Origin of the sequence: Caenibius sp. WL (genome assembly GCF_019803445.1) — a bacterium.
Lineage (GTDB): Bacteria > Pseudomonadota > Alphaproteobacteria > Sphingomonadales > Sphingomonadaceae > Caenibius.
This window is the reverse complement of record NZ_CP081844.1, coordinates 920,769-945,597: the sequence shown is the minus strand read 5'-3', so window position 1 is coordinate 945,597 and position 24,829 is coordinate 920,769. Positions and strand designations below refer to the sequence as shown.

Below are 24,829 nucleotides of genomic sequence, written 5' to 3'. Positions count from 1 at the left end.
ATAGGGGCCTAGGGCGCTCAAGCATAACTGGATTTTGGCCGGGACCGCCTCCCCATCAATCCATCGCAATCAGGCTGGCGTTCCCGCCGGAGGCCGTCGTGTTCGTCGAGATCGCCAATTCCTCGACCAGCCCGTGCAAGGGATAGGCGGCGGGCGACAACATGCGTGCGGGCGGTGCCGCATAGACGGGAATCACCCCGCCGGGCCAGGCAGCGATATCCTGCAACGTGGCGACGATCGCGTGCCTTTCCCCTTCGGCCAGCACTGCCGCAACATCATGTGCACCCGCCACGAGGCGCTGGCGCGCACTGGCAGGCAGTTCCGCGACAGTGGCCAGCAAACTCTCGCCCGCCTCCACACAGGCCTCGTTTCCGGTGGCGAACGTTGCCGCCAACTGGTGGAACAGGCCATGGCGGGTGATGGGCCGCAGCAGGATAGTACCGCGCGGTCGCAGGCTATAGACATTGCGTTCCCCCACCGGACCGGGCAGGTCGCACCGCATGCCGAGCGGGGATGCCGCGCCGATGGCCCGCACGACCTGCGCCATGGCCTGTTCGCCCGCCCTGTCGAGCCATGCGGCCAGATCATCCGCGGCCCGGTCGGGCATCGCGATGGGCGGCACGGCTACATCGGTGGACGGTTGCACCAGCCGCCGCAGATAGAGCGGCCCACCCGCTTTCGGTCCGGTGCCGGAAAGCCCGCGCCCACCGAACGGCTGCATGCCGACGACCGCCCCGATCACGTTGCGATTGACGTAGATATTGCCCGCTTTCACCCGCTGCGTGACATGGGTGGCGATTCCATCGATGCGGGTGTGCAGGCCAAACGTCAGGCCATAGCCGCTGGCATTGATCGCCGCGATGACACTATCGAGCGCCTCGCGCCGGTAACGCACGACATGGAGGACCGGCCCGAACACTTCGCGTTCCAGATCGCCCACCGCATCCAGTTCGATCAGTGTCGGCGGCACGAATGTCCCGGCGCGTGTTTCCGGCGGCAGTTCCTGTTGCGTCACCCGGTATCCGCGCGCGCGCATGGCGGCGATATGGGTCTCGATAGCCTCCTTCGCCTCGGCATCGATCACCGGGCCGACATCGACCGCCAGCCGGTCGGGACGGCCCACACGCAGTTCCTTCATCGCACCTTTGAGCATCGCCAGCGTGCGTTCGGCGATATCCTCCTGCAGACACAGGATGCGGAGGGCGGAACACCGCTGCCCGGCGCTGTTGAACGCCGATGCGACCACATCGGCCACGACCTGTTCCGCCAATGCCGAACTGTCGACGATCATTGCATTCAGGCCGCCCGTTTCGGCAACCAGCGGGATCGGCAGGCCCGCAGGTGACAGACGCCCGGCCAACTGCCGCTGGATCGACCGGGCGACTTCGGTCGATCCGGTAAAGATCACCCCCGCCACATCCGCCGCCGCAACCAGTTCCGCACCGATGGCGCCTTCCCCGCATAGCAGTTGCAGCACGTCTCGTGGCACCCCGGCTTCATACAGCAGACGCACGCCTTCGGCCGCAACGAGCGGCGTTTGCTCGGCCGGTTTGGCCAGCACCGGATTGCCCACCACCAGCGCCGCCGCAACTTGCCCGGTGAAGATCGACAACGGGAAATTCCATGGACTGATGCACACCACCGGCCCCAGCGGCCTGTCCGCCCCGGTCAGCCCCGCCCGGGCCTGCGCCGCATAATAGCGCAGGAAATCGACCGTTTCCCGCACTTCGCCAATCGCATCGGGCAGAGATTTGCCCGCTTCACGCACGATCAGGCCCAGAAGCACCGGCATCCGCGCCTGCATCGCATCGGCCGCCCGCTCCAGCATCGCGGCGCGCTCCTCCACCGGAACAGCGCGCCAACCCTGCGCCGCCACCGCTGCCACGCGGGCCACATGCCGGGCATCGTCCGCTTCTGCAAACGCCACGGTGCCGACACGATCGTTGCGATCGGCCGGGTTGCAGATGGCATGTGTAGGGCGCTGCACTTCAAGACCGGCAATCTGCGATTCCGCGTGCCAGCCGGACTTCGCGCTCTCGGCCAGAATGGCGCTCAGACCGGCCAGCACGCTTTCGTCCGTCAGGTCCAGCCCGGCCGAATTGCGCCGGTCGGGAAAGAGTTGGGGCGGGAGAGCGATCCGCTCATGCCCGCTGCCCGGCATGACCATTGCCCGCACGTATGCGACAGGGTCGGCAATCAGGTCCGCCACCGGTACGTCCGGATCGCCGATGCGGTGGATGAAGGATGAATTGGCCCCGTTTTCAAGCAAGCGCCGCACGAGATAGGCCAACAGGTTCTCATGCGTGCCCACCGGTGCATAAATGCGGCAGGGCCGCGCCAGCTTCGCCGGGCCGACCACTTCCTCGTACAAGGCTTCCCCCATGCCATGGAGGCACTGGAATTCATAATCCCCGATGGCGAAATCCGGGCCGGCCATGTGATAGATACTCGCCAATGTCTGCGCATTATGCGTTGCGAATTGCGGAAACACCGCATCGTTCGCAGCCAGCAATTTCCGCGCGCAGGCGATATAGCCAACATCGGTATACACCTTGCGGGTATAGACCGGGAAATCCGCGAGCCCGTCCAGCTGCGCGCGCTTGATTTCGGCATCCCAATAGGCGCCCTTGACCAGCCGCACCATGATCCGCCGCCCGGCCCGCCGCGCCAGATCGATGATCCAGTCGATCACGAACGGGCAACGCTTGCCATAAGCCTGCACCACGAAACCGAGCCCATCCCATCCTGCAAGGCCGGAATCTGAGGCCAGGCTTTCGAACAGGTCGAGCGAAAGCTCCAACCGGTCCGCTTCCTCGGCATCGATGTTGAACCCGATGCCGTATGATCGGGCAAGAGCGGCCAATGCGGCGACTTGGGGCAGCAGTTCACCCATCACCCGGTCCGCCTGACTGCGCGCATAGCGCGGATGCAGCGCGGACAACTTGATCGAAATGCCCGGCTCTGCGTAAATCCCGCGTCCCGCCGCGACTTTGCCGATCGCATGGATCGCGCGTTCATAGTCCCGGTAATAACGCGCCGCGTCCGCCGCCGTCACCGCCGCTTCGCCCAGCATGTCGTAGCTGTAGGCGAACCCTTTGGCCTCCATCGCACGGGCCCGGTCGAGCGCTTCATCGATGGTTTCGCCGACTACGAAACGTTCTCCCATCGTGCGCATCGCCAGATCGACCGCGCCGCGGATCACCGGTTCGCCCGCGCGCGCGATCAGGCGGCTCAAGGCGGCGGAAAGCCCCCGGTCGTTGACACTGTCGAGCAGTCTGCCCGTGACGATCAGCCCCCAGGTCGCAGCATGGACGAACAGCGATCGCCCGCCGCCGATGTGCGCTTTCCAGTCCCCCTGCGCGATCTTGTCGCGGATCAGGGCATCGCGGGTATCCGTGTCCGGAATGCGGAGCAGCGCTTCGGCAAGGCACATCAACGCCACACCTTCCTCGCTCGACAGCGCGAATTCCTGCATCAGGCTTTCGACACCGTTCCCGCCCCGCTTCGCCCGCAGCGCTGTGACAAGCCGGCGAGCAGTGACGCGCACAGCAGCCGCCATATCCGCCGGCAGCGCCGCCTGTTCCAGCAGCGGCAGCACGCATTCCATTTCCGGCCTGCGATAAGCGGCGGTGATCGCGCGGCGCAGCGATGTTGGTGCGCGGACCGGCGGGGCGAATGCGTAAAAAAGGGGTTCGCTCATCCCGGCAGGATAGCGCGGCTGGCGCATCCGTTCCGGCTGAACTTGAAACGCCGCATCATCCTGCCCACCGCCCGTTCATGCCAGCAATACGTCCCGCAGCACGACAGCGTCGTTATGCTCCTCGTCACGGGCGGCATAGACGAGAGTGACCGTCTGCGTCGCGGCCAGATCGCGGATGCGGTCGAGATCCGGGCCATGTTGCCGCAGTTCCGCCCGATAGCGGCGCTGGAATTCCGCCCAGCGCCCCGGATCGTGGCCGAACCATTGCCGCAGTTCGGTGCTCGGCGCGATATCCTTCATCCAGTCGTCGAGCGCGGCCTCCTCCTTGCTCACGCCGCGCGGCCACAGGCGGTCGACCAGAATCCGCACGCCATCGCCCGGTTCGGCCGGTTCGTATGCGCGCTTCAAACGCAGGTTCGCAGAAGGGACGGATGTGATCATACGGGCATCTCCTGCGCAAACGCGGGCTTCGCGCCGCCGCAGGCCGCAGGCCGAAACCGGTGGGCATGGCGCTGAGTCCCGCCACTATAGCAAATATCCGCATCCCCTTCGAGCGGTGGGCAGATCACCCCCTGAGGACCTGCCGCCGGAACCCGGTGGGGCTTTGCCCACGCGCCTTGCGGAATGCGACGGCAAAGCTGCTGGGCGTGGCAAAGCCGAGCAGGTGGGCAATTTCCTTGATCGAGCGGTCCGGTTTCGCCAGCAGCGCCTGCGCGCGTTCGATACGGGTTCGTTGCACATGGGCGTGGATCGTCTCGCCGGTCGACTGGCGGAAACTGCGCATCAGGTGCCCGGCGCTGATGCCGCAGACCTGCGCCAGTTCCGCAATCGTCGGGCTGCGATCGAGCGAGCTGGCGATATAGTCGGTCAATCGCCGCAGCTGCACGGGGGAAAGCCCCCCGGAATGGTGCCGCCGCCCTTCGCCATCCTGCCGCACATGGCGCACCACATCGACGATCGCCGCACGCACCAGCAGATCGATCATCGTTTCGCGCGCGAAGCCGGGCGAGCGCAATTCGTGCGCAAGGCGGCGCATCATCTCTTCCATCTGCGGCGCGCGGATATCGCCGCAGGCCAGCAACCGATCCTCGGACAGCCCCTGTTCGAACAGGGCCAGATCGGCGAATGCGCCGTAATCGAGGCGGCAGGACAGCGTCTGCTGCAAACCGCCCGGCCCCCAGCCCATGATCGGCACGCCGCCCGGCACGAACGTGATATTGCCGAAATGGAAGGGCCGCGTTTCCCGCCGGTCATGGATATAACGCCCGGTGGAACCGCGCGGCCGCCCGCTGAGACTGACGGAGAGGACATGATCGGCCCGCGCCTTGCCCCCTTCGCTTGGCGCTTCGTGATGGTAGGTGCGCAGTTGCAAATTGACGCCCGGCATCGCGAACATCGCATCGATCTGATAATCGCGCACGCGCCCCGCAGATGCCTGTCCGGCCGCTATTTCCTCGCGCATCGGCGCTTTCCCTTGTTTTCGCCTGCCTCTCTCCCACCGGGGATTAGGCAAACATGGCCCGGATGCCAAGCCGCCCGGCGGCAATCCGAAAATGTTGGTTTTCGAAAGCTTGTGCGTTTTGGAAAAGCCTTTGCCCTTTTCAACACTCCGGTGGCCGCATAGCCTCCTCACCAGAAGTCTTGTCCGTAATGGGCAAAAGGACCAGCACCATTTCTTGGAGAGGATCGTCTTTCGCCCATGCGGCCTGCCTTATCCCGCGCATTGATGAGAGCAGCCCGCCATGGGCGCTGAACCGGCCTTTCGCTACGACCCGTTCTCGCCCGAGGCGATGGCGGACCCGGAGCCGTTCTACCGCCGGTTGCGTGCGGATCATCCGGTCTATCCCCTGCCGCAATACCGGGCCTGGGCCCTGTCCCGGTTCGAGGACGTGTGGAACGTCTTCCTCGACCGGGAGCGGTTCACCGAAGCCGAAGGGCAGGTGTTCCCGCGCGAACTGTTGACCGCGCCCGCAGGCAAAACGGTGCCCGAACCCAAGCTCGTCCCGCTCGACCTGTTCAACAATCTCGATCCGCCAGTGCACGGGCTGGTCCGACGGGCCATGGGCGCATCGCTGCTGCCCGGCGCGGTGGGAAAGATGGAACCGATGCTGCGCGATCTGGTGCGCAAACGGCTGGACCTGCTGGCCGAAACCGGGCGGCTGGATATCAATCTCGATCTTGCCAGCCATGTTTCGGCCGGGGCGGCATGCCATATCGTCGGCTTCGCGCAGAGCGAGATCGAAGACGCCATCGCGCTGGTCAACCGCTCCGTCGCCCGGGCGCCCGATCAGCCGGGGATGACAGAGGACGGCTGGGCCGCGATCGGCGAAATCGCTGCCCGCATCAAGCATCTGGTGATCCAGCGCCGCAGCGGCACGGTGCCCGGCGATCCGCGCATGATTGATGGGCTGATTGCCGCCGATATTCCGGGGCGCGGCCCCCTGTCCGATGATGAAATCGCCCAGCAGCTCATCAGCATCCTGATCGGCGGCACGGAATCGCTGCCCAAAGTCATGGCAGGGGGTTTGCGCGAACTGTGGCGCCGGCCCGATCAGCGCGCCGCCGCCGCCGCCGATCCGGCCGCCCATGCCGCCTCCACGTTCGAGGAAATGGTCCGTATGTTCGGCCCCGCGCAATGGTTCGGCCGCACGCTGAAGCAGGATGCGGTGATCGCGGGCACGCCGATGCGCGCAGGTGAACGGGTGCTGCTGCTGACCGCCTCCGCCAACCGGGACGAGCGCGAGTTCACCGATCCCGACACGTTCCACTGGGATCGCCAGATGCGCCGCGTGGTCGCGTTCGGCATGGGGCCGCACTTCTGCATCGGCATCCATATCGCCCGCCTCGAAGGGCGGCTGATCGTGGAAGAACTGCTGCGCCGCTTTCCCGATTACACCATCGACGAAGCGCGGGGCGAACGCGCCACGTCCGAATTCCAGATCGGCTGGGTCCGCCTGCCGATCACCGTCCATTCTCAAGGGAACGCCGCCTGATGCACACTTTCACGCAAAAACCGGATATCGTCGCCAGCGGGTTCGCCTTTGCCGAAAACCCGCGCTGGCACGATGGGCGGCTGTGGTTCGTCGATATCCATGGCGGCCATGTCTATGCCATGGATGGCGCGGGCACGCTGGAAACCGTGGTCACCCCGCCCGATTCCCCTTCCGGCATCGGCTTCATGCCCGATGGCAGCCTGCTGGTGGTAGCGGTACACGATATGAAAATCCTGCGCTGGAAAGACGGGCAACTGACCGAACATGCAGATCTGTCGCATATGGCGAAGGCCGGGTTGAACGATATGCTGGTCGATCCGCAAGGCCGCGCCTACGCCGTGCAGCACGGGTTCGACTGGCGCGGCGGAGAAGCCCCGGTGGCCGCACCGCTGCTCTGCGCGGAACCCGATGGCAGCGTCCATCAGGCAGCAGGCGGAATGGAAAGCGGCAACGGCATGGTGCTCACCCCCGATGGCCGCACGTTCATCATCGCCGAAAGCGGCGCCTGCCGCCTCAGCGCGTTCGACCGCGACGAACAGGGCCGCCTGTCCAACAGGCGCGTCTTCGCGCAACTGCCCGATGGCTATTACCCCGATGGCATCTGCCTCGACGATACCGGCGCGGTGTGGGTCTCGTGCTGCTGGGGCCCGGGCGTCATCCGGGTGGAGGATGGCGGCACGATCACCCATCTGGTGCCGAGCGAGGAAGGCCGCAATCCGTTCGCCTGCGTGTTCGGCGGGCCGGATCGCAAGACCCTGTACATCTGCACGGCAGAGCAGGAAGAGCCGACCACCGCCCTTGCCAAAATGGCTTCGCGGATCGAGGCCATCGATGTCGGCTTCGCCGGGGCGGGCCTGCCGTGAGCGGGGTGGACGATCTTCACGCCGCACTGAACCAGGCGGTCGGGCCGGATCAGGTTTTCACCGGCGATGCGATCGATCTGCGCTATCACACCGATCTGCGCGGCCAGCCGTTGCCGCGCCCGGGCTTCGTCGTGCGCCCCGGCAGCACGGAAGAAGTAGCCGCGGTGCTCAGCGCGGCCCAGCGGTTCGGCATCCCCGTCACCACGCAGGGCGGGCGCACCGGCGTGGTCGGCGGGGCCGATGCCGCGCCCCATGCCATCGCCCTGTCGCTCGAACGGATGAACCGCATCCTCGAAATCGATCCCGCCAGCATGACGATGACGGTGGAGGCCGGCTGCGTTCTGCAAACCGTGCAAGACCGGGCCGAAGCGCAAGGGATGATCCTGCCGCTCGATCTCGGTGCGCGGGGCACGGCGACTATCGGCGGCAATATCGCCACCAACGCGGGCGGTGTGCGCGTGCTGCGCTGGGGCATGATGCGCGACATGGTGCTGGGGCTGGAAGCGGTGCTGGCGGACGGCACGATCCTTGAAGGCCTGCACAAGACGATCAAGGACAACGCGGGCTACGATCTCAAGCATCTGCTGATCGGCAGCGAAGGCACGTTGGGCGTCGTCACCAAGGCGGTGCTGCGCCTGCGCCCTGCCCCGAAAAGCACGCAGACGGCCCTGCTCGCGCTCGACAGCTTCGATCACGCGATCGGGCTGTTGCGGCGGCTGGAAGGGGAAATGGCGGGCACGCTGTCCTCGTTCGAAGTGATGTGGGACGATTTCTACGCTCTCATCACCACGGCCAATGCCGCCAAGCGGCCTGCCCCCCTGCCCTCCGGGGCACCGTTTTATGCCCTCGTCGAAGCGATGGGGGCCGAACCGGAACGCGATGCCGAACGGTTCGAGCAAGTTTTGGCCGGAGTGCTCACCGATGGTCTCGCCAGCGATGCGGTGATCGCCCAATCGGGCGCGGACCGCGATCGGTTATGGGCGGTGCGCGAGGATCTCAACGACCCGATGGCCAGCATGTGGCCGCTGTTCGCGTTCGATGTCAGTGTCCCCGTGTCCGAGATGGAAGCCTTCGTTGCCGCAGCCAGGGCCGGCGTCACAGCCCGCTTCCCCGAGGCACGTTTCGTGACTTACGGCCATATCGGCGATGGCAACCTGCATCTGATGGTCGGCACCGGCAGCGCCGATGGCGACACGCATCATGCCATCGACACCGCCGTGTTCGAAACGGTGCAGCGCTTCAATGGCTCGATCTCCGCCGAACACGGCATCGGCACCGCCAAGCGCGCATACATCGGCTACACTCGCACCCCGGCGGAACTGGCGCTGATGAAAGCGATCAAGGCGGCAATGGACCCTGCCCATATCCTCAACCCCGGCAAGATGCTTCCAGCCTGAAAGGCACCACGATGGCCGACACCGAACCCCTGCGCCGATCCATGCTTTATCTCGCCGGGGCCTATCCGGAAATGCTGGGCATCTACCCCCGCTTCCCGGCGGACCTATTCTGCTTCGATCTGGAAGACGGCACGCCGCCCGCCGACAAGGTGGCCGCGCGCGAACGGATTGCCGAAGTCCTGCGCACGATCCCGGACGGTGCGGGGCGCGAACGGTTGCTGCGCGTGAACGGCCTCGATACGCCATGGGGGCATGACGATTGCACCGCCGCCGCACAGATGCCGCTCAGCGGCGTGCTGGTGCCCAAAGTGGAAGGCGCAGGGATGGTACGGCAGGTGGAAGCGATCCTTAACGCCGCCGGGGCGCCGCAGGACATGCGCATCTGGTGCCTGATCGAAACGCCGCTGGGCGTGCTGCGCGCCGAAGAAATCGCCACGGCCAGCCCCCGCGTCGCCGGGCTGGTGATCGGCGGCACCGATCTCGCCGAAACGCTGCATGTCCGGCAGACACCGGATCGTCTGGGCGTGCTCTATGCGCTCAGCCACACTGTGCTGGTGGCCCGTGCCCATGGCCTGGCGGTCATCGACGCCGTGCATCCCAATTATGCCAACACCGATGGTTTTGCCGAAAGCTGCGCGCAAGGCGTGGAATGGGGCTTCGACGGCAAATCGGTGGTGCTGCCCGCCACGATTGCCGCCGCCAATGCCGCTTTCGGCCCGAGCGAGGACGAAATCGCCCATGCCCGCGCACAAGTGGCGGCGGCGGGCGAAGCACAGGATGGCTACGCCAGCCTCCACCTCGCCCACGCCCGCCGCCTGCTCGCCAAAGCCGATCACATCGCGCGGCAGGATGCGTTGCGGGCCGCCCTCTAGACTGTGGGGCGGTTCTAGAAGCGGTAATCCCAACCCAGCGTGAAGGTGCGCCCGCGCCCGGCGAAAAAGGCGAAATTGTCATTCGGCAGGCGGGTGTCGCTGCTGTAATCGACGTAGTACTTGTCGAACAGGTTCTGCACGCTCAGGCTGAGCCCGCCGACCCCGGTGCCATACCGGACGGAGGCATCGGTCACGTTGTAGCCGCCGAAATTGTTGCGCGGATCAGGATTGGCCTGCCCCTTGAACTTGCGCGAGAGGTAGAACTGCGTCTGCACACGGGCAGACAACGGGCCCTTGTTGTAGCTCACCGCCAGATTGAGCCGGTCCGGTGAGATGTTGGTGCCATCCAGATCGGTATCGACTTTGCCATCCAGCCGGTCGCTGTCGTAACGGCCGATCAGATGGGCATAGCCGAGTTGCAGTTTCAGCCCGTCCACCGGTTCGACCCCGAGATTGACTTCCAGCCCCTTGATCTCGACCCGCTGGCGCTGCACTTCGAAAATACCGTTGCCGGCCGCGATCAGCACCTGCCCCTTGCTGCTGGACGACCAGAAATAGGTGACGCTGGCATCCACCGGCCCCCGTTTCAGCTCAAGGCCGATCTCCCGGTTGTTGGACACCACCGGACTGATATCGAGATAATTGTCCAGATCGACGCCCGGTGTGCTGACGGCCCGCGTGATGCGGCCGATATCGGCCATGGTGTAGCCTTCGGCATAGCTCGCATAAGCGCGGATGCCGGGCATGGGTTCGACGATGATCCCGCCGTTGAACAGCACATCACTGAACTTGGGCCGGCCGCCTTTGACATCCACCCCGCCATAGGTGGACAGATCGGGCGCCTTGTATGTGGTGGCGGCCAGCGTGCGGTAATCGTCGATCTTCACCGCCGCATTTTCCCAGCGCACGCCGCCCGCCAGGCGCAGAATGCCATCGAACAGCTTGAGATTCGCCTGCATGAACGGCGCAATGCTCTGGAACTCGCTCGGCGGAACCCAGATACGGCCGGTGGCGATCAGGCGCTGTTCGGTCTTGTCGTAGATCGCATCGACACCGACAGTGGCGGTCAGCGCTTCGAAGCCGGGGAAGGCGCGTTCGTAGCTGAGCTTCGCGCCCAGTTTGCGCGAACGGTTTTCCGACTGGTCGAACAGCGTGCCGACCGGTGCGATAGCCGGGTCCTGGAAGGAGGCGATCGGATTGATTTCACCGCCGAACGTGTCGTGCGTCCGGTTGAAGAATACCTGCGCCATCAGATTGCCGCCCCAGACATTGCTGTCGGTATAAGTCAGCGCCAGGCTTTCGGTGCGGTTGGCGGCGGGCTTGCCCGGCGGGATGCCGCGTTCGGCGCTGGTCGGCAAGCCGGTCAGGCGATTGCCCTCCACCGCAACATAGCGGCCATAGCCTTTCAGTTCATACCGGTTGGCGGTGAGATCGAGCCGCCCGGTATCGCCCACTTCGATGCCGAACCGCGCAAAGATGTTGAGCGTCTTGGAATCCTGCGTTTCGCCCTGAGTCAGATTGATCCCGATGGGGCGATTGTGCCCATCGAAGAAAACCCCGCGCTTTTCGAACGCCACACCCACCGTGGCATCGAAAATGCCCGACTTGTTCTGAACCAGCGCCGCGGCCTTGCCGCCGAATCCGCTGTCTTTGAACCCGTCGCTGGCGGTCCCCTGCAACAGGACACGGCCTGACCAGCCTTCGGTACGCGGCGCGCCGACCGTTACCTGGTTGATGATGCCGCCGGTGCCGCCAATGCCCTGAAGCGCGTTTGAGCCATAGATCAATTCCACCCGGTCGACGAAGAAACCGTCGATAGTGAAACCGTCGCGGCTGCCGTCGCGAAGCGGGGTCGATTGCGGAATTCCGTTGATGGCGTAAAGCGGCGAACGGCCACGCAGCGTTTCGCCCGAACCCGACAGCTTGCCCCGCGTCGGCGAAAAGCTCGGCGTGAGGACTGCCACGGCATCGGTGACGGAACCGGAAATCGCAATCTGCTGATCCAGTTCATCCTTGCCGATCAGATCGATCGTCAGCGGCAGGGCGTTGGGCGGCAGAATGGTGCGCGCGGCGGTGACGACGATATCGGCCTTATCCTTGCCCCGCGCAGAATCGGACGCTGCGGATTCCGATTGCGCCCAGGCCGGTGTCCCGGCAAGCAGAGCAATAGGGGCGAAACTTACGGCTTTTGCCAAATGGCGAACCATCACCACGGCTTCCTTCATGTGATTGACCCTGATAATTCGACCCGCTAACGCGATTGAATATCAATAACAAGATTTTTGCGCCTGGAGTGCAATTTTCCGTGACGCGACCTATTCTGTTCCAGATCCATTGGCTGCTCGGCATCACCGCCGGGCTCGTGCTCGCGGTCATGGGTGTCACCGGCGCGCTTCTCAGCTTCGAGGACGAAATTCTCGCCGCGTTCAATCCCGGCGTGATAACGGTGGAGCCGGATGGGCGGCCGCTGCTCGCACCGCCCGATCTGGCGCGCAAAGTCATCGAGCAGGTTCCGCAGGCGAAGATCAGCCGCATCGTCGTACAAGACGATCCTGCGGCGGCGGCGCGCGTCAGCTACAGCATCGGGGCGTCCAAGGACCGCGAAATCGTCTATGTCGAGCCAACCACCGGGCGCGTGCTGGGCCCCGGCGGGGGCCATGGCTTCTTCGAAACCGTCACGCGCCTTCACCGCTATCTCGCCCTTCCCGGCGACGGGGACGGCTGGGGCCGCCAGATCACCGGCTTTTCCGCTCTTGCGCTGATTTTCTTCGCGCTGTCCGGTCTCTATCTGCGCTGGCCTCGCAAAGCGCTCGACTGGCGGGCGTGGCTGGTGCTCGATCTGCGCAAGACCGGGCGCAATCTCTACCACACTTTGCACGCGGTCATCGGCGGGTGGGTACTGATCTTCTACCTGCTCAGCGGCTTGACCGGGCTCTGGTGGTCTTATGGCTGGTATCGCGACAGCGTGAACCATGTCCTGGTCGGCGAAGCGGCATCACCTGCGCATCATGGCGGGCCGAAGACGGCTGCCCCGCTCCCGCCCGACCCCGCCATCGCCTGGCGCGCGTTCGAACATGCCACAGCCGGTACGCATTACAGCGCCGTCACTCTGTCGCTGCGCGACAATGGCGAAGCGCAATTCCGCGCCAAGCTTCCCAATGCGCGCCATGATCGGGTCTCGGACGAATTGACGATCGACGGCAGGTCTGGCGAAATCACCTCTTTCGTGCCTTATGCCCAGCGCACGCTGGGGCAGGATATCGTGACCAGCATCTACGAACTGCATCGCGGGGCCTATTTCGGCCTGCTGGGGCGGATCGGAGTGGCTCTGGCCAGCCTTACCATGCCGCTGTTCACGATTACCGGCTTCCTGCTCTATTTCGCCCGCCGACGCCGCAAGCAGGCGCTGAAAGCCGCGGTTCGCGATATGGAGGCCCCGCTTGCCCCGTCCGCCGATGCCGCCATTCTCGTCGCCTTCGCCAGCCAGACGGGTTCGGCGGAGCGGCTGGCCCGGCTTACCGCCAAGGCCCTCCCCGGGGCCGTTCCCATCGCACTGCATCAGGTGGATGCAGGGCGGCTGGCCGCCGCCCGCCGCCTGCTGGTGGTGGCCAGCACGTATGGCGAAGGGGAACCGCCCGATGCCGTGCGCCGCTTCGCCCGGCGGATGATGGGGCAACCCGGCGATTATTCCCATCTCGATTATGCCGTGCTGGCGCTGGGCGACCGGGAATATGACGGGTTCTGTGCATTCGGGCATGAAGTCGATCGCTGGTTGCATGCGAACGGCGCGATGCGGCTGTTCGATCTTATCGAAATGGACGGCGACGATGCGGACGCGCAGCGACAGTGGCAGCAACAATTGGCTGGGCTCGGCGCACGGACCGATCAGCCGGACTGGGCCCCGGCGCAAATGGGCGCGTGGCGCCTGGTGGAACGCACACTGCTCAATCCGGGCAGCAGCGGCGAACCGGCATTCCATATCGCGCTGGAGCCGCTTTCCCCGGCCGATTGCGACTGGACGGCGGGTGACATTGTCGAAATCATGCCCCGTCACGATCCGCGCCGGATTGAGGCCTTTCTTGCCGCCGCCGGGATGGAAGACACAGCGGAGAGGCGCGAAGCGCTGGCCACGCGCATTCTGCCGTCAGGGACCGAGGCCCACCTCGATCCGGCCACTTTGCGGCCACTGGCGCATCGGGAATATTCGATCGCTTCGCTCCCGACAGCGGGCCGGGTGGAACTGATCGTTCGCTTGTGCCGGGCAGAGGACGGCTTCCTCGGGCTTGGTTCGGGCTGGTTGTGCGACGGGGCACCGGTGGGCGGGCTTGTCAGCGCACGCGTGCGGCCCAACCCGGCATTCCATCCGCCGGAAGATACCCGGAGGCCGCTGGTCCTGATCGGCAACGGCACCGGGCTGGCCGGCCTGCTCGCGCATCTACGCCATCGCGCCGCGCTGGGCGGTGGGCCATGCTGGCTGTTCTGGGGGGAACGCCATCCCGGCCGCGACGCCTATCACGCACCGGAACTGGACGAATTGCGCAGATGCGGCGTGATCGAAAAGGCGGAATACGCCTGGTCGAAAGCGCCGGAAGGCCGCGCCTATGTGCAGGACAAAGTGGCCGCCGCCGGGGACGGCCTGCGCGGGCTCATCGATGCCGGCGCCAGTATCTACGTTTGCGGCAGCGTGCGCGGCATGGCCCCCGCTGTGCATCAGGCACTCGCCCTGACACTGGGCGCCGAAGCACTGGAGGCGATGGCCGAAACCGGCCGGTATCGGAGAGATATCTACTAAGCAGGCGGGACAGGCGGCAGCGCCGTTGCAGTTGCCCCCGCGCTGCCATATGCGTCATCTGAAAACACAAGGGGGATGGCGATTATGCGAATAATGATGGGTGCGTTTGCGGCCTTTGCCCTGGCCGCCACTTTCCCGCTCCACGCCAGCGACGGCAAGGATTTGCCCGCCGATCTCCCGCTCAACCGGCTGCAGGTTGTCGGCACGCACAACAGTTATTCTCTGCCTCTCGACCCTCGGCTGACCGATCTTGTCGCGCCGCTTATCAACGCGCAGATGCAACGGCTCACCACCCATATGCCGCCGAAAGCCGCAGAGCTGTTCCGGGAAGAGCATCCGAACGAAGTCACGTTTTCCGAAGTGCTCAACTACCGGCATGACGATCTGCGCTCGCAGCTCGATCTCGGTCTGCGCAGCCTCGAACTCGATGTTCATCCCGATCCCGAAGGCGGGCACTATCTGGACCCTGCCGGTTACCGCCTGCTGAAGGAACGTGGCGCAACCGATCTCGCGCCGATCGATACCGCCGCACTGGCCCAGCCGGGTTACAAGGTGTTCCATATGCCCGATGTGGACTTTCGCAGCCACTGCCCTTTGTTCCGGACCTGTCTGGAACATATCCGCGCATGGTCGGACGCCAATCCGGGGCATGTGCCGCTGTTCATTCTGATTGAAGCGAAAGTGCAAGCCGCCCCCATCTTCGCCGGGGCAACAGCACCCATCCCGTTCGACAAACAGCGGTTCGATGAGCTGGACGGCGAAATCCTGTCGGTCTTCAGCCGTAACCGGATCATCACGCCCGACGATGTTCGCGGCGATTTTCCGACGTTGAACGCAGCGGTCAGAGCGGGCCATTGGCCCACGCTCGCCAAGGCGCGCGGGAAAGTCCTGTTCCTGATGCTGACGGCCTCGGGCGATGCGGGCACGCGCCCCTATCTCGAAGAGCATCCCTCGCTCAGCGGACGTGTCGCCTTTCTCCGCGCGCAACCGGGCGAGGATCATGCCGCTTTCCTGATGTACGACAATGCGTTGATGCGGTCGCAGGAGATCGCCCGTGCCGTGGCCGAAGGCTATCTCGTCCGCACGCGCAGCGATATCGAAACATACGAAGCCAAGGTCAACGATCGCACACGCGCCGATGCCGCCCTTGCCAGCGGTGCCCAGATCGTATCGACCGACTTTTCCAAGCCCGGCAACGTCTATGGCACCGCCTATACGGTTGGCTTGCCCGGCGGCGCGAGCGCCCGGGTATCGCCCGCATTCACGCGCTGAGGCCAGCCCGGGCAAGCCGATGGCCCGAATCCCGAACGCAATTGCTTTGACAGCCGCGGGCTACCTGGGCCACTCAACGGCCCTGTACCGGAAACGCGCCAGCGGTGCGGCCGATCACACAAGGAGTCTCTCACGGTGAAATTTGCCCTTTCCACCTTCATGACACCCGTGGCCGAAATTCCCGAAATCGCGCTGGCCGCGGAAGAGGCGGGCTGGGCAATGGTGACGATGTCGGACCATGTCGCCAACCCCCAGACCCTCACGACACCCTATCCCTATACCGAGGATGGCGCGCGGCGGTGGCCGGAATTCACCGAATGGCCGGATCAGCTCGTGATGATGGGGGCCCTGGCAACGATCACCAAGACGATCCGCTTCACCACCAATGCCTTCGTGCTGCCGATGCGCAATCCGTTCCAGGTCGCCAAAGCGATCGCGACGATCTCCACCGTTTCGAACAATCGGCAGGTTCTGACCATCGGTGTGGGTTGGTCGAAAGACGAATTCGGCCTGATGGGACAGGATTTCCACACGCGCGGCAAGCGGTGTGACGAAATGATCGAAATCATGCGCCTGCTGTGGACGGGCGACTATGTCAGTTATCAGGGTGAGCATTACCAGTTCGACAATGTCGAAGCGAACCCCTGCCCCACTGGCCATGTGCCGATCTGGGTAGGCGGGATTTCCAAGCCCGCGCTGCGCCGGGCGGCCCGCCTTGGCGACGGTTGGCTGTCGGACCTGCAACCTGCGGCGGACATTGTCGAGAGCATCCGCCAGATCCGCGCGATGCGGCAGGAATTCGGGCGCGATCATCTGCCGTTCGATGTGATGGCGACGCCGATGGACGTGGGTGATCCCGATGGCCTGCGCCGCCTGGAAGACGAAGGCGTGACCCACATCATCGGCACCCCGTGGCTGATGTATTACGAAGGGCCGACCACGCTCGCCCAGAAGAAGGACAGCATCAAGCGCTACGCCGACGAAATCATCGCGCCCTGTTCCTGATCACCGGCCGACACAAAGTGAGGCGCGCGGCCGGCGTGCCTCAGTAACCCCGGTTCTCAATCAGCGTGTGCGGGTGCTTGAACACATGCGCCAGCGAACGGGCGGCATTGGACAGCAGCAAGGCATCGACCCCGATAGCGGCGAAATTGGCGCCCTGATCGCGGAAATGTTTGCTGATCGCCTGATCCGCTGAAAGGAACCCGGCAAATTTGCCGCAGGCTTTCACGGTCCTGATCGCATCGTCGATGGCCCGGATCACTTCGGGATGATCGGGCTGCCCGAGGAAACCCATCGATGCGGAGAGATCGACGGCGCCGAAGAAAATCCCATCCACGCCATCGGTCGCCGCGATGGCTTCCAGATTGTCCAGCCCGTGCACGCTTTCGATCTGGAGGATCAGGCAGATGTTGTCGTTCGCGGTCAGCATGTAATCGGGATCGTTGCCCCAGCGCGCCGCCCGCGCAATGCCGGAACCCACGCCGCGAAAGCCCTGCGGCGGATAGCGGGTGGACGCAACGATGCGGCGCGCCTGTTCCGCGCTTTCCACCATCGGGATGAGCAGGTTGTTCGCCCCGATATCGAGCAATTGCTTGATCAGCACGCCATCATCCGTCGGCGGCCGCACGATGGGCGCGACATCGTAAGCGGCAACCGCCTGAAGCTGCCCGAGAATGGTGCGCAGATCGATCGGCGAATGCTCGCCATCCAGCAGCAGGAAATCGAATCCGGCCCCGGCGCAGATTTCGGCACTGTATTGATCGGCCAGCGCCAGCCAGAGGCCGTACAACGGCTCCTGTGCGACTTTCTGTTTGAACAGGTTCTTCATCGCTCCGCTCTGCTTGCAAAATGATCCGATGGCCAGCGCTAACACCTCGGTGGGCGAAACGCACTCCGTTCGCTGCCGCCGCGAATGCCCGCGCCCTTGCCGCCAAGCCTGCCATTGGGCGGAAAATGGCTTATCATGCCGCACTCACGGGCACCCGGAGGAAGCCGCCATGCTCAAACTGACACTCTCGCTTTCCGCGCTGTACCTCGCCGCCGTCGGCCTTGCACTTATGGCCTTTCCTCGCCAGTTCGGCATCGGCGCTGTGCCAGATGACGCCGCGCCGGAACTGATCGCCTTGTTTAGATTGCTGGGCGGGCCGTTCCTCGGGATTGCGGCGCTCAACTGGCTGTCGCGCGGGCTGGCGTCTGCCCCGCTGCAAGCCGTTCTTCTGGCCAATTTCATCGGTTTCGGCGCGGTGGCCCTGAACGACGTATGGGGCGTGGCGAGCGGAGAAGCCCGCGATCTGGCGAAAGTCTTCCTGATCGTCCACCTGCTGTTCACGCTGGCTTTTGCGGCCTTGGTCCGTGCCGACCGGAAACGCACCGCCGCTTCCAGAACGGAACACCCTTAAGCCGCTGTAGCCCAATCTCCTGAATCACTATTTGCATCTATATGCATGTCAGTATATATACACTGATATGCATATAGATGCCTTTCAAACTCTGGCTGATCCAACCCGTCGCCGCGTGCTCGATGCGCTGCGGCGGGGGGAACAGCCGGTCAACGATCTTGTCGCCGCGGTGGGCATTCATCAGTCCGGTATTTCCCGCCATCTGCGCATCCTGCACGAAGCCGGCTTCGTCACCGTGCGGCCCGACGGGCAACGGCGGCTCTATTCGCTACAGCCGGAACCATTCCGCGCGATAGAGGACTGGTTGGCCCGGTATCGCCAGGTCTGGGAAGCCCGCCTTGATCGCTTCGGCGCGGCGCTGGAAGCCCGGCAAAGACAAAGCAACGAAGAGAGAGACGAGCCATGAGCACCCCCGCAATCGCATCCGCCATCGTGATCGAACGCACTTACAAGGCCGCGCCTGAAGAACTCTGGGCGCTGTGGACGACCAGGGAAGGGTTCGAATCCTGGTGGGGGCCGGAGCAATTCCGCGCCGACGTGCACCGGATCGAGGCCCGCCAAGGCGGCGCTCTGCATTATGACATGGTGGCCGACACCCCCGCGATGGTGGCCATGATGAAGGACATCGGCGAGCCTGCCTCGACCGCCTGCAAGGGGACGTTCTCGGAATTCAGGCCCCACGAACGGCTTGTCCTGACCCAAATCATCGATTTCCTGCCTGGCGTGCAACCTTATGACAGCAGGATAGAAGTGGACTTCATCCCCGCGTCATCGGGCCACACCCGGATGGTCGTGACCTTGAGCCAGATGCACGACGCCCAGACCACGCAAATGCAGCGGGAAGGCTTCACCAGCCAGCTTTCCAAGCTGGACAGGCGCTACCACTGGCAGGGGGAATAATCCCCCCGTCACCAGCTTACGCGCCAAGCCCGCTGTTAACGTCGAGGACGATTTTGCCGCGCACATGGCCATCTGCAATCCGCCGGTGCGCTTCCGCCACGTCCTCCAGCGGCATGACGTGAATTTCGGGCGAACGGATACGCCCCGCGGTCAGCGCTTCCATCAGCGCATGCAGCTGACGCCCTTGATTGACGAATGTCGAGGAGGCGATTTTCACGCTCACGCCAAGCTCTTCGGCGCGCGTCGTGCTCGGCATCGGCTCGTCCGCGATCAGCGTGGTGATCGGCGAAACCACGCCGCCCCGCTTCACCAGTTCGACCGAATCCAGCAAACTGCCCTGGCCCACGGTATCGACCACCAGATCGACCCCCTCCGGCGCCCAGGCTCGAACGGTTTCCAGCACCTTCCCCTGACGATAGTCGACCGCCAGATCCGCCCCCAAACCGCGAACGTAGTCCAGATTGGCCGGGCCGCAGGTCGCAGCAACGGTCGCTCCGGCCATCTTGGCAAGCTGGATCGCGTAGCCGCCGGTGCCGCCCGCCCCGCCATTGACCAGCACTTTCTGGCCCGCCGCCGTGCCACCGACATCGAACACCGCTTCCCAGGCCGTCATCGCGGCGGTGGGCAGCGCGGCCGCTTGGCGCAAGGTCACATGATCGGGCAGCCTGACCACCCGTTCCCGCGCCGCCGCGACATATTCGGCATAAGAACCGCGTTCGCCCCGCCCCTGATTGGATACGGCAACGACCCGATCACCCACCGCAAAATCGGACACACCTTCGCCGACTTCGGCCACCACGCCCGCTGCATCGAAACCGAGGACGAAAGGGAACTGGTAGGCGAAATACTGCGAAAGCCAGCCTTCCCGGGCTTTCCAGTCCGCCGGATTGACTCCCGCGTAAGCAACCTGGACGACGATTTCCCCCGGCACGGCCCGCGGGCGCTCGATCTCGCCCAAACGCAGAACTTCAGGACCGCCAAATTGGTCCAACACCATCGCTCGCATCGCTTTTCACTCCCAATCCGTCAATGAGCCTGCCCGGCCCGGTAAAAAGGCCGCTTCGGCCGTCAGTTCCCCTGGTCAAGCCTGTTGGTTCAGGCCTGCTGATTCAGGATCGCCCGATCGAGCGCGCAGAACGTGTGCACGAGTTGGGGCGCAACCAGGCATTGCGGATATTCCGTGTCGAACCAGCGCTCGACGTGCGCCCAGTGTACGGGATGGAGCATATAGGGACCTTCCAACCCCGCCCGGTCGGCGTACTCCTGTTCCCAGATATGCGTCCATGACATCGTGCCCCCCGCCCGGTCGGGCGTGGAAAGTTCCCACCGCTGAATGGTGCGAACGTGATCGGGCATGATCCGCGTATCGCGCGAAAAGGCCGCCAGCCGTTCCGGCGTGGGATTGCGGTCCGCGCAGAACATGGCGACGCGGTAAAGCCCGCTCGCGGCGTCGGCCGCACCACCCGAATGCCCGGTGGCGAAATCCGCTTCCTCAAGCGAGACCACCGTCTGCTTATCCGCCACCAGCGCCTGAATCGTCTGTCCCGCATCGCTCGCCATCGCGGCCTCCGCCGCAGCGCGATCGGCAAAGGTGACACGCCAGATGAAATCACCACCGTTGAAAACGCCGGGCAAAGTGGGGGCGACAAGACGGCCCCTGGCGCCCGGCAAACGCTCCGTCGCTTCGCGCAGGGCCGCGCCGAACGCGTCCCGCTGTGCTTGCGCGACACCGATGACCTTGAGCAGATTATACATTGTCCAGCACTCCCAATGTTTCGGCTTCGGCCAGTGTGTAACGCTGCCGGGTCTCGATCAGTGGCGGAGCGTCTTCCTGCCACCACCGGTCCACGTCTGGGTCCATGCGGGCGCTGTGCTTGGCGCCCCATACGGCGCCCGCATGCGGCTGCGCCCAGATGAAGATCAACCTGTTGCTGCCCTCAGGCAACCACATCGCCGGTTCAACGAGCCGATGCTGGAGAGTCATCCCCCGCGCTTCCGCGCCGGGCACGTAGCGTGCCATATAAGCATCGTAGAGCGCCTGGCCCTGTCCCGGCTTGGCCAGAATGTCGTCGATCACATAAATCATCTTCTCATGCCTCGTCCTGCATCCCGGCGCGACTATGCGCGCGCTGGATCATCATGGCGAGGACAGGCGCGCGCAGGCAACCGGACATTTTCGCTCATATCCGCTTGCATACTGAGTCCGACAACGCTTAACCTGCGTACATGTTCGGGCTTGATCGCATCCAGGCAATGGTCGCGTTGCTGACCCGGTCCTTCGCCAGCTTCGGCCTCGAATGCGACGATATGGACGCTTTCACCGCAGCCGAGCGACAGGGACCGGCGGCCTTTGCGGACCTGTTCGGCGCGCATATGGAAAAGCTGGAACATCTCTGCTGCGCCCGCGATCAGGTGCCGCTGTTCACCCCATTGGCGGGGGAAATGATGTGCCGCGCAGTGATCAACTGCCCAGACCTGCGGGCCGTTCTCGAACGCAGCGGCCGGTTCAGCGCCATCGTTGCCGGGCAGGAGCACAGCAGCAAGCTGATGGAGGAAGGAGACCTCGTTCGCTTCGAATTCGTCTCCCGCTACACGACGAAGGACGAGGCTTCGCTCCTCAACGACATTGTCGGCCTTCTGTATCATCTGTCGCTGATGTCATGGTTGACCGGGGAAACGCTTGAGCCGGAAAGCATCGCCCTTGCCTATCCGCGTCCGCCACGCTCCAGCCCGCTGTTCCGTATTTTCGACGGTGCGTTGACGTTCGACGATCCGCGAAACGCACTCTTGTTCAGCAAGGCCACGCTGGCGAAGCCTGTCATCCGCCGGGCGGAGGAAATCGACGGCATCATCGAACACTTGCCCTATAACGTCATTCTCGCAGCAATCGGCAATCGCGGGCTGGCCACGCGAGTTCGATCGTTCATGACCAGTGTGCTGCGGCAAGGGCAGCCGTTCCCCAACGAGAGCGCGGTTTCCCATGCTTTCGCCATGAGCGCGGCCACCTTGCGCCGCCGCCTGCGGCAGGAAGGGGCGAGTTATCGCGCATTGCGCATGCTGCTGCTGCGCGAGGAAGCGGAGCGGCTGATGCAGGATCGCGCGCTTACGCTGTCATCGGTGGCCCAGCGCCTCGGCTTCTCGGATGACCGTGCGTTCCGCCGGGCCTTCAAGGCCTGGACCGGGAGCAGCCCATCCGCCTTGCCGGCGCGAACCGCCTGAACGAGCCAGAGGCAGGAAAAATCATGATTCCGATGGGCGGTCCAGCCGGGCAAGGCTGGTCAGGACCATGCGCACGAGATCGACCTGCCGCGTCGCGCCGGTGCGGGCCAGCACACGTTTGCCGTAAGTGCGCGCGCTGGCCGGGGTCAGGCCCATCGCCGTGCCCGCTTCCTCCAGGGTCCGCCCGGATGCGAGCAAGGCCGCCATCCGGGCTTCTGCATGGCTGAAGCCGAACCGGCGGCGCAGCGCATCGATGCGGGGCACCGTCTGATCGGCCGGGCTGTCCAGATAGACGACATAGGCGGGGCCCGCTCCGTCCCCCTGTTCATCGCTCCACGGCCGGACCAGCAGATGCAGCGGATCGCCCGCCCTCTCACCGGCCACGATCACCTGCCCGCCCCCCGTTCCGGCCAGCGAGCGGCGCAGCGCGCCCGCACTGGAACCGCGCACTTTAAGCCGGTCCCGGTCGCGGGCGATGGCCGTCCCCCGATCGAGCAGAGTATCGGCCAGGCGATTGGTGCCCACGATAGTGCCCGCCCCGTCGAGCAGAATGACGCCGACCCCAAGATCGGCCAGCGCGGCGGCATGGATCGCCGCCGCATTGCGTTCCGCCTCCAGCCGGGCGTGAATGTCCGCCGCGCGCCCGAGATGTGGCAACAAAGCGACCACGGTGGCCATTTCCCGGTCACTGAACGGCCCCCGCGTGTCATCGCGGCTGAACGACAACCATGCCCCCACCCCGCGATATTCGCCCAGGAATGCGAACAGCGCATGCACCGCGCCGATGGAGCGACAGAAGCGGAGATAGCGTTCCCCTTCCCTGTCCGAGGCAGGCGGAATCATCTGGTCGAAACCGTAAACCGTGCCGACCGTCATCGGCCGATGGCAAGTGGGATCGAGATGGCGATAAACGTTGTCATACAACCGCCAGCTTTCACGCGCATCCCACCCGGCATCGAAAACGAAGCGGGTCTGGCGGTCACTCGCATGGGTACGGGCGAATTTGAACATCGTGCCCGAACAGTCCAGCGTATGCCGCAATCGCCCGGTCAGTTCCGCCCAAGGCCGGGCGGCGAGCGGCGCATCGTAGATCGCCCCGATCAGGTCGCTCTGCATCATCTCTCCACCACAAAAATCCGCGTTCCGCGCAGAATGTCCCCATCCGGGGACAGCACCCGCACGCGCGGTGTCTTATCTCAGCAATTCTAACCCCAAGAACGAAGGGCCGCAAAGCATGAATGCCGTGACCCCGCTGATGCCCGACATCGACTTCGCCTATGATGACGTGCCCAACCTGCACGCGCTGATCGACGAGCTGCGCACGCACGGCCCGGTGGTGCCGGTGCGTTACCATGGATCGCCGGTCTGGCTGATCATGGATCATGGCCTGCTGAAATCCGCATTCGAAGACTACGACCATTTCGACGCAACCGCCGGCTACAAGCTGATTTCGGAACCTTCGATGGGCAAGACGCTCCAGACCATGGCGGGGGAGGAGCATCGGGTAAGCCGGGCGCTGGTGAACCCGCTGTTCATGCCGGTGAAAGTGCGATCCTATGTCGAGGCGCTGATAGAACCGATCGCACACGAATTGTGCGACCGGATGGAAGGACAGCGCGAGGTTGAATTCGTCTCCGCGTTCGCCCGGCCCTATCCCTTTCTCGTCATCACCCGGCTGCTCGGCATCCCGGTGGCGGAAGAAAGCCAGTTCATGGAATGGGCGATCAAGATGATCGATTTTCCGTGGGACCCGGAAGGCGCGGTCAAGGCCAAGGCCGAATTCGACGCCTATATGCAGGCGATTATCGATGCGCGACGGGCCGATCCGGGGGATGATTTCGTCTCACGTCTGACGCAGGCCGAATACGAAGGCGAGAGCCTGAGCGACGAACGCATCCTCTCCTTCCTCGGCCTGCTGTTTCCCGCCGGATCGGACACCACGTACAAGAACGGCAGCAGCCTGTTCGCCGAACTGCTCGCCAATCCCGAATTGTGTGCGCTGGCACGCGGCAGCGACAAGGATCGCGAAGCAATCGTGACCGAAGGTCTGCGTTGGCAGCCGCCCACCGCCTTGCTCCCCCGGATGGCCAGCGCCGATGTGGAATTCGGCGGGGTTCATATCGCCAAGGGGGATTGGACTCTGTTTGGCATCACCGCCGCCAACAACGACCCCACGGTCTTCCCCGATCCGCGCCGGTTCGATCCATCCCGCGACAATCGCGAAATTCTCACGTTCGGGCGCAGCAGCCATTTCTGTCTCGGCATGCATGTCGCGCGCCGCGAACTGGAAACCGCGCTGCGTGTGGTGTTCGACCGTTTCCCCGATATCCGGCTGAAACCGGGGCAGACGATAGAGCATGTCGGCGCGGTGCTGCGCGGCGTGCGCCACATGATCGTCCAGCCTTATGGAGAAGCGTAA

21 protein-coding genes are annotated in these 24,829 nt (G+C 64.5%); 12 read left to right on the top strand and 9 right to left on the bottom strand.

The genetic code is table 11. The features are described from left to right. Nucleotides 1–55 precede the first annotated feature (55 nt). From putA to K5X80_RS04500, 3 genes are all read right to left on the bottom strand, one after another. Nucleotides 56–3,700: a trifunctional transcriptional regulator/proline dehydrogenase/L-glutamate gamma-semialdehyde dehydrogenase gene (gene putA, locus K5X80_RS04510; protein WP_222559654.1), complete on the bottom strand. Its 3,645-nt coding sequence runs from the start codon at nt 3,698–3,700 to the stop codon at nt 56–58. Nucleotides 3,701–3,775: 75 nt separating this feature from the next. Then, a complete protein-coding gene (locus K5X80_RS04505; RefSeq protein ID WP_222559653.1) occupies nt 3,776–4,141 on the bottom strand; it encodes a DUF488 domain-containing protein in 366 nt (121 codons plus the stop codon). A gap of 124 nt (nt 4,142–4,265) precedes the next feature. Then, nucleotides 4,266–5,162: a helix-turn-helix transcriptional regulator gene (locus tag K5X80_RS04500; RefSeq protein WP_222559652.1), complete on the bottom strand. Its 897-nt coding sequence runs from the start codon at nt 5,160–5,162 to the stop codon at nt 4,266–4,268. Between the two features lie 280 nt (nt 5,163–5,442). Between K5X80_RS04500 and K5X80_RS04495 the strand changes: the two genes are divergently transcribed. The 4 genes from K5X80_RS04495 to K5X80_RS04480 are packed head-to-tail and all read left to right on the top strand — an operon-like array spanning nt 5,443 to nt 9,825. After that, the gene (locus K5X80_RS04495) at nt 5,443–6,693 is read left to right on the top strand and encodes a cytochrome P450 (protein WP_222559651.1); all 1,251 of its coding nucleotides are present in this window, start codon (nt 5,443–5,445) and stop codon (nt 6,691–6,693) included. Next, nucleotides 6,693–7,556, top strand: coding sequence for an SMP-30/gluconolactonase/LRE family protein (locus K5X80_RS04490; RefSeq protein WP_222559650.1), 864 nt, complete (start codon nt 6,693–6,695; stop codon nt 7,554–7,556). Before K5X80_RS04495 ends, K5X80_RS04490 begins: the two co-directional genes overlap by 1 nt. Then, nucleotides 7,553–8,953 carry an FAD-binding oxidoreductase gene (locus tag K5X80_RS04485; RefSeq protein WP_222559649.1) on the top strand — a complete coding sequence of 467 codons (1,401 nt, stop codon included), beginning with the start codon at nt 7,553–7,555 and terminating at the stop codon, nt 8,951–8,953. Before K5X80_RS04490 ends, K5X80_RS04485 begins: the two co-directional genes overlap by 4 nt. 11 nt (nt 8,954–8,964) lie before the next feature. Continuing rightward, on the top strand, nt 8,965–9,825 hold the full coding sequence (locus K5X80_RS04480; protein ID WP_222559648.1) for an HpcH/HpaI aldolase/citrate lyase family protein: 861 nt from the start codon (nt 8,965–8,967) through the stop codon (nt 9,823–9,825). Nucleotides 9,826–9,839: 14 nt separating this feature from the next. On the opposite strand, the gene K5X80_RS04475 is transcribed toward K5X80_RS04480, so the two are convergent. Beyond that, nucleotides 9,840–12,032 carry a TonB-dependent receptor gene (locus K5X80_RS04475; protein WP_283249278.1) on the bottom strand — a complete coding sequence of 731 codons (2,193 nt, stop codon included), beginning with the start codon at nt 12,030–12,032 and terminating at the stop codon, nt 9,840–9,842. Between the two features lie 98 nt (nt 12,033–12,130). Here K5X80_RS04475 and K5X80_RS04470 point away from each other — a divergent pair, with 98 nt between their 5' ends. The 3 genes from K5X80_RS04470 (at nt 12,131) to K5X80_RS04460 (ending at nt 16,894) form a co-directional block, all read left to right on the top strand. Beyond that, nucleotides 12,131–14,617 (top strand): sulfite reductase flavoprotein subunit alpha, encoded by a 2,487-nt coding sequence (locus K5X80_RS04470; RefSeq protein ID WP_222559646.1) that lies wholly within the window; start codon nt 12,131–12,133, stop codon nt 14,615–14,617. 93 nt (nt 14,618–14,710) lie between these two features. After that, nucleotides 14,711–15,889, top strand: coding sequence for a Ca2+-dependent phosphoinositide-specific phospholipase C (locus tag K5X80_RS04465; RefSeq protein WP_222559645.1), 1,179 nt, complete (start codon nt 14,711–14,713; stop codon nt 15,887–15,889). A 135-nt stretch (nt 15,890–16,024) separates the two neighbouring features. Next, complete coding sequence (locus tag K5X80_RS04460) at nt 16,025–16,894, top strand: LLM class F420-dependent oxidoreductase (RefSeq protein ID WP_222559644.1); 870 nt, start codon at nt 16,025–16,027, stop codon at nt 16,892–16,894. A 40-nt stretch (nt 16,895–16,934) separates the two neighbouring features. Here the strand turns inward: K5X80_RS04460 and K5X80_RS04455 are convergent, their stop codons facing one another. Then, complete coding sequence (locus K5X80_RS04455) at nt 16,935–17,720, bottom strand: aldolase/citrate lyase family protein (RefSeq protein WP_222559643.1); 786 nt, start codon at nt 17,718–17,720, stop codon at nt 16,935–16,937. Between the two features lie 169 nt (nt 17,721–17,889). Here K5X80_RS04455 and K5X80_RS04450 point away from each other — a divergent pair, with 169 nt between their 5' ends. From K5X80_RS04450 to K5X80_RS04440, 3 genes are all read left to right on the top strand, one after another. Continuing rightward, a complete protein-coding gene (locus K5X80_RS04450) occupies nt 17,890–18,291 on the top strand; it encodes a hypothetical protein (RefSeq protein ID WP_222559642.1) in 402 nt (133 codons plus the stop codon). Nucleotides 18,292–18,358: 67 nt separating this feature from the next. Further along, complete coding sequence (locus tag K5X80_RS04445) at nt 18,359–18,697, top strand: ArsR/SmtB family transcription factor (protein ID WP_222559641.1); 339 nt, start codon at nt 18,359–18,361, stop codon at nt 18,695–18,697. Beyond that, nucleotides 18,694–19,191: an SRPBCC family protein gene (locus tag K5X80_RS04440; protein ID WP_222559640.1), complete on the top strand. Its 498-nt coding sequence runs from the start codon at nt 18,694–18,696 to the stop codon at nt 19,189–19,191. Before K5X80_RS04445 ends, K5X80_RS04440 begins: the two co-directional genes overlap by 4 nt. Before the next feature lie 16 nt (nt 19,192–19,207). Here the strand turns inward: K5X80_RS04440 and K5X80_RS04435 are convergent, their stop codons facing one another. From K5X80_RS04435 to K5X80_RS04425, 3 genes are all read right to left on the bottom strand, one after another. After that, nucleotides 19,208–20,188: an NADP-dependent oxidoreductase gene (locus K5X80_RS04435; RefSeq protein ID WP_283249230.1), complete on the bottom strand. Its 981-nt coding sequence runs from the start codon at nt 20,186–20,188 to the stop codon at nt 19,208–19,210. A gap of 98 nt (nt 20,189–20,286) precedes the next feature. Beyond that, nucleotides 20,287–20,946, bottom strand: a complete 660-nt coding sequence (locus tag K5X80_RS04430; RefSeq protein ID WP_222559638.1) for a Dabb family protein — start codon at nt 20,944–20,946, stop codon at nt 20,287–20,289. Further along, nucleotides 20,939–21,277, bottom strand: coding sequence for a hypothetical protein (locus K5X80_RS04425; RefSeq protein ID WP_283249229.1), 339 nt, complete (start codon nt 21,275–21,277; stop codon nt 20,939–20,941). Before K5X80_RS04425 ends, K5X80_RS04430 begins: the two co-directional genes overlap by 8 nt. 140 nt (nt 21,278–21,417) lie before the next feature. Here K5X80_RS04425 and K5X80_RS04420 point away from each other — a divergent pair, with 140 nt between their 5' ends. Further along, complete coding sequence (locus K5X80_RS04420) at nt 21,418–22,410, top strand: AraC family transcriptional regulator ligand-binding domain-containing protein (RefSeq protein ID WP_222559636.1); 993 nt, start codon at nt 21,418–21,420, stop codon at nt 22,408–22,410. 21 nt (nt 22,411–22,431) lie between these two features. Here the strand turns inward: K5X80_RS04420 and K5X80_RS04415 are convergent, their stop codons facing one another. Then, nucleotides 22,432–23,529 carry a helix-turn-helix transcriptional regulator gene (locus K5X80_RS04415; protein ID WP_222559635.1) on the bottom strand — a complete coding sequence of 366 codons (1,098 nt, stop codon included), beginning with the start codon at nt 23,527–23,529 and terminating at the stop codon, nt 22,432–22,434. Nucleotides 23,530–23,665: 136 nt separating this feature from the next. Between K5X80_RS04415 and K5X80_RS04410 the strand changes: the two genes are divergently transcribed. After that, nucleotides 23,666–24,829, top strand: coding sequence for a cytochrome P450 (locus K5X80_RS04410; RefSeq protein ID WP_222559634.1), 1,164 nt, complete (start codon nt 23,666–23,668; stop codon nt 24,827–24,829).

Coding starts and splice junctions, on each gene's coding strand:
- K5X80_RS04465 (WP_222559645.1), top strand. CDS start 14,711: ATGATGGGTGCGTTTGCGGCCTTTGCCCTGGCCGCCACTTTCCCGCTC.
- K5X80_RS04475 (WP_283249278.1), bottom strand. CDS start 12,032: ATGGTTCGCCATTTGGCAAAAGCCGTAAGTTTCGCCCCTATTGCTCTG.
- K5X80_RS04415 (WP_222559635.1), bottom strand. CDS start 23,529: ATGATGCAGAGCGACCTGATCGGGGCGATCTACGATGCGCCGCTCGCC.
- K5X80_RS04450 (WP_222559642.1), top strand. CDS start 17,890: ATGCTCAAACTGACACTCTCGCTTTCCGCGCTGTACCTCGCCGCCGTC.
- K5X80_RS04435 (WP_283249230.1), bottom strand. CDS start 20,188: ATGGTGTTGGACCAATTTGGCGGTCCTGAAGTTCTGCGTTTGGGCGAG.
- K5X80_RS04495 (WP_222559651.1), top strand. CDS start 5,443: ATGGGCGCTGAACCGGCCTTTCGCTACGACCCGTTCTCGCCCGAGGCG.
- K5X80_RS04480 (WP_222559648.1), top strand. CDS start 8,965: ATGGCCGACACCGAACCCCTGCGCCGATCCATGCTTTATCTCGCCGGG.
- K5X80_RS04420 (WP_222559636.1), top strand. CDS start 21,418: ATGTTCGGGCTTGATCGCATCCAGGCAATGGTCGCGTTGCTGACCCGG.
- K5X80_RS04410 (WP_222559634.1), top strand. CDS start 23,666: ATGCCCGACATCGACTTCGCCTATGATGACGTGCCCAACCTGCACGCG.
- K5X80_RS04505 (WP_222559653.1), bottom strand. CDS start 4,141: ATGATCACATCCGTCCCTTCTGCGAACCTGCGTTTGAAGCGCGCATAC.
- K5X80_RS04440 (WP_222559640.1), top strand. CDS start 18,694: ATGAGCACCCCCGCAATCGCATCCGCCATCGTGATCGAACGCACTTAC.
- K5X80_RS04430 (WP_222559638.1), bottom strand. CDS start 20,946: ATGTATAATCTGCTCAAGGTCATCGGTGTCGCGCAAGCACAGCGGGAC.
- K5X80_RS04500 (WP_222559652.1), bottom strand. CDS start 5,162: ATGCGCGAGGAAATAGCGGCCGGACAGGCATCTGCGGGGCGCGTGCGC.
- K5X80_RS04445 (WP_222559641.1), top strand. CDS start 18,359: ATGCATATAGATGCCTTTCAAACTCTGGCTGATCCAACCCGTCGCCGC.
- K5X80_RS04425 (WP_283249229.1), bottom strand. CDS start 21,277: ATGATTTATGTGATCGACGACATTCTGGCCAAGCCGGGACAGGGCCAG.
- K5X80_RS04455 (WP_222559643.1), bottom strand. CDS start 17,720: ATGAAGAACCTGTTCAAACAGAAAGTCGCACAGGAGCCGTTGTACGGC.
- putA (WP_222559654.1), bottom strand. CDS start 3,700: ATGAGCGAACCCCTTTTTTACGCATTCGCCCCGCCGGTCCGCGCACCA.
- K5X80_RS04490 (WP_222559650.1), top strand. CDS start 6,693: ATGCACACTTTCACGCAAAAACCGGATATCGTCGCCAGCGGGTTCGCC.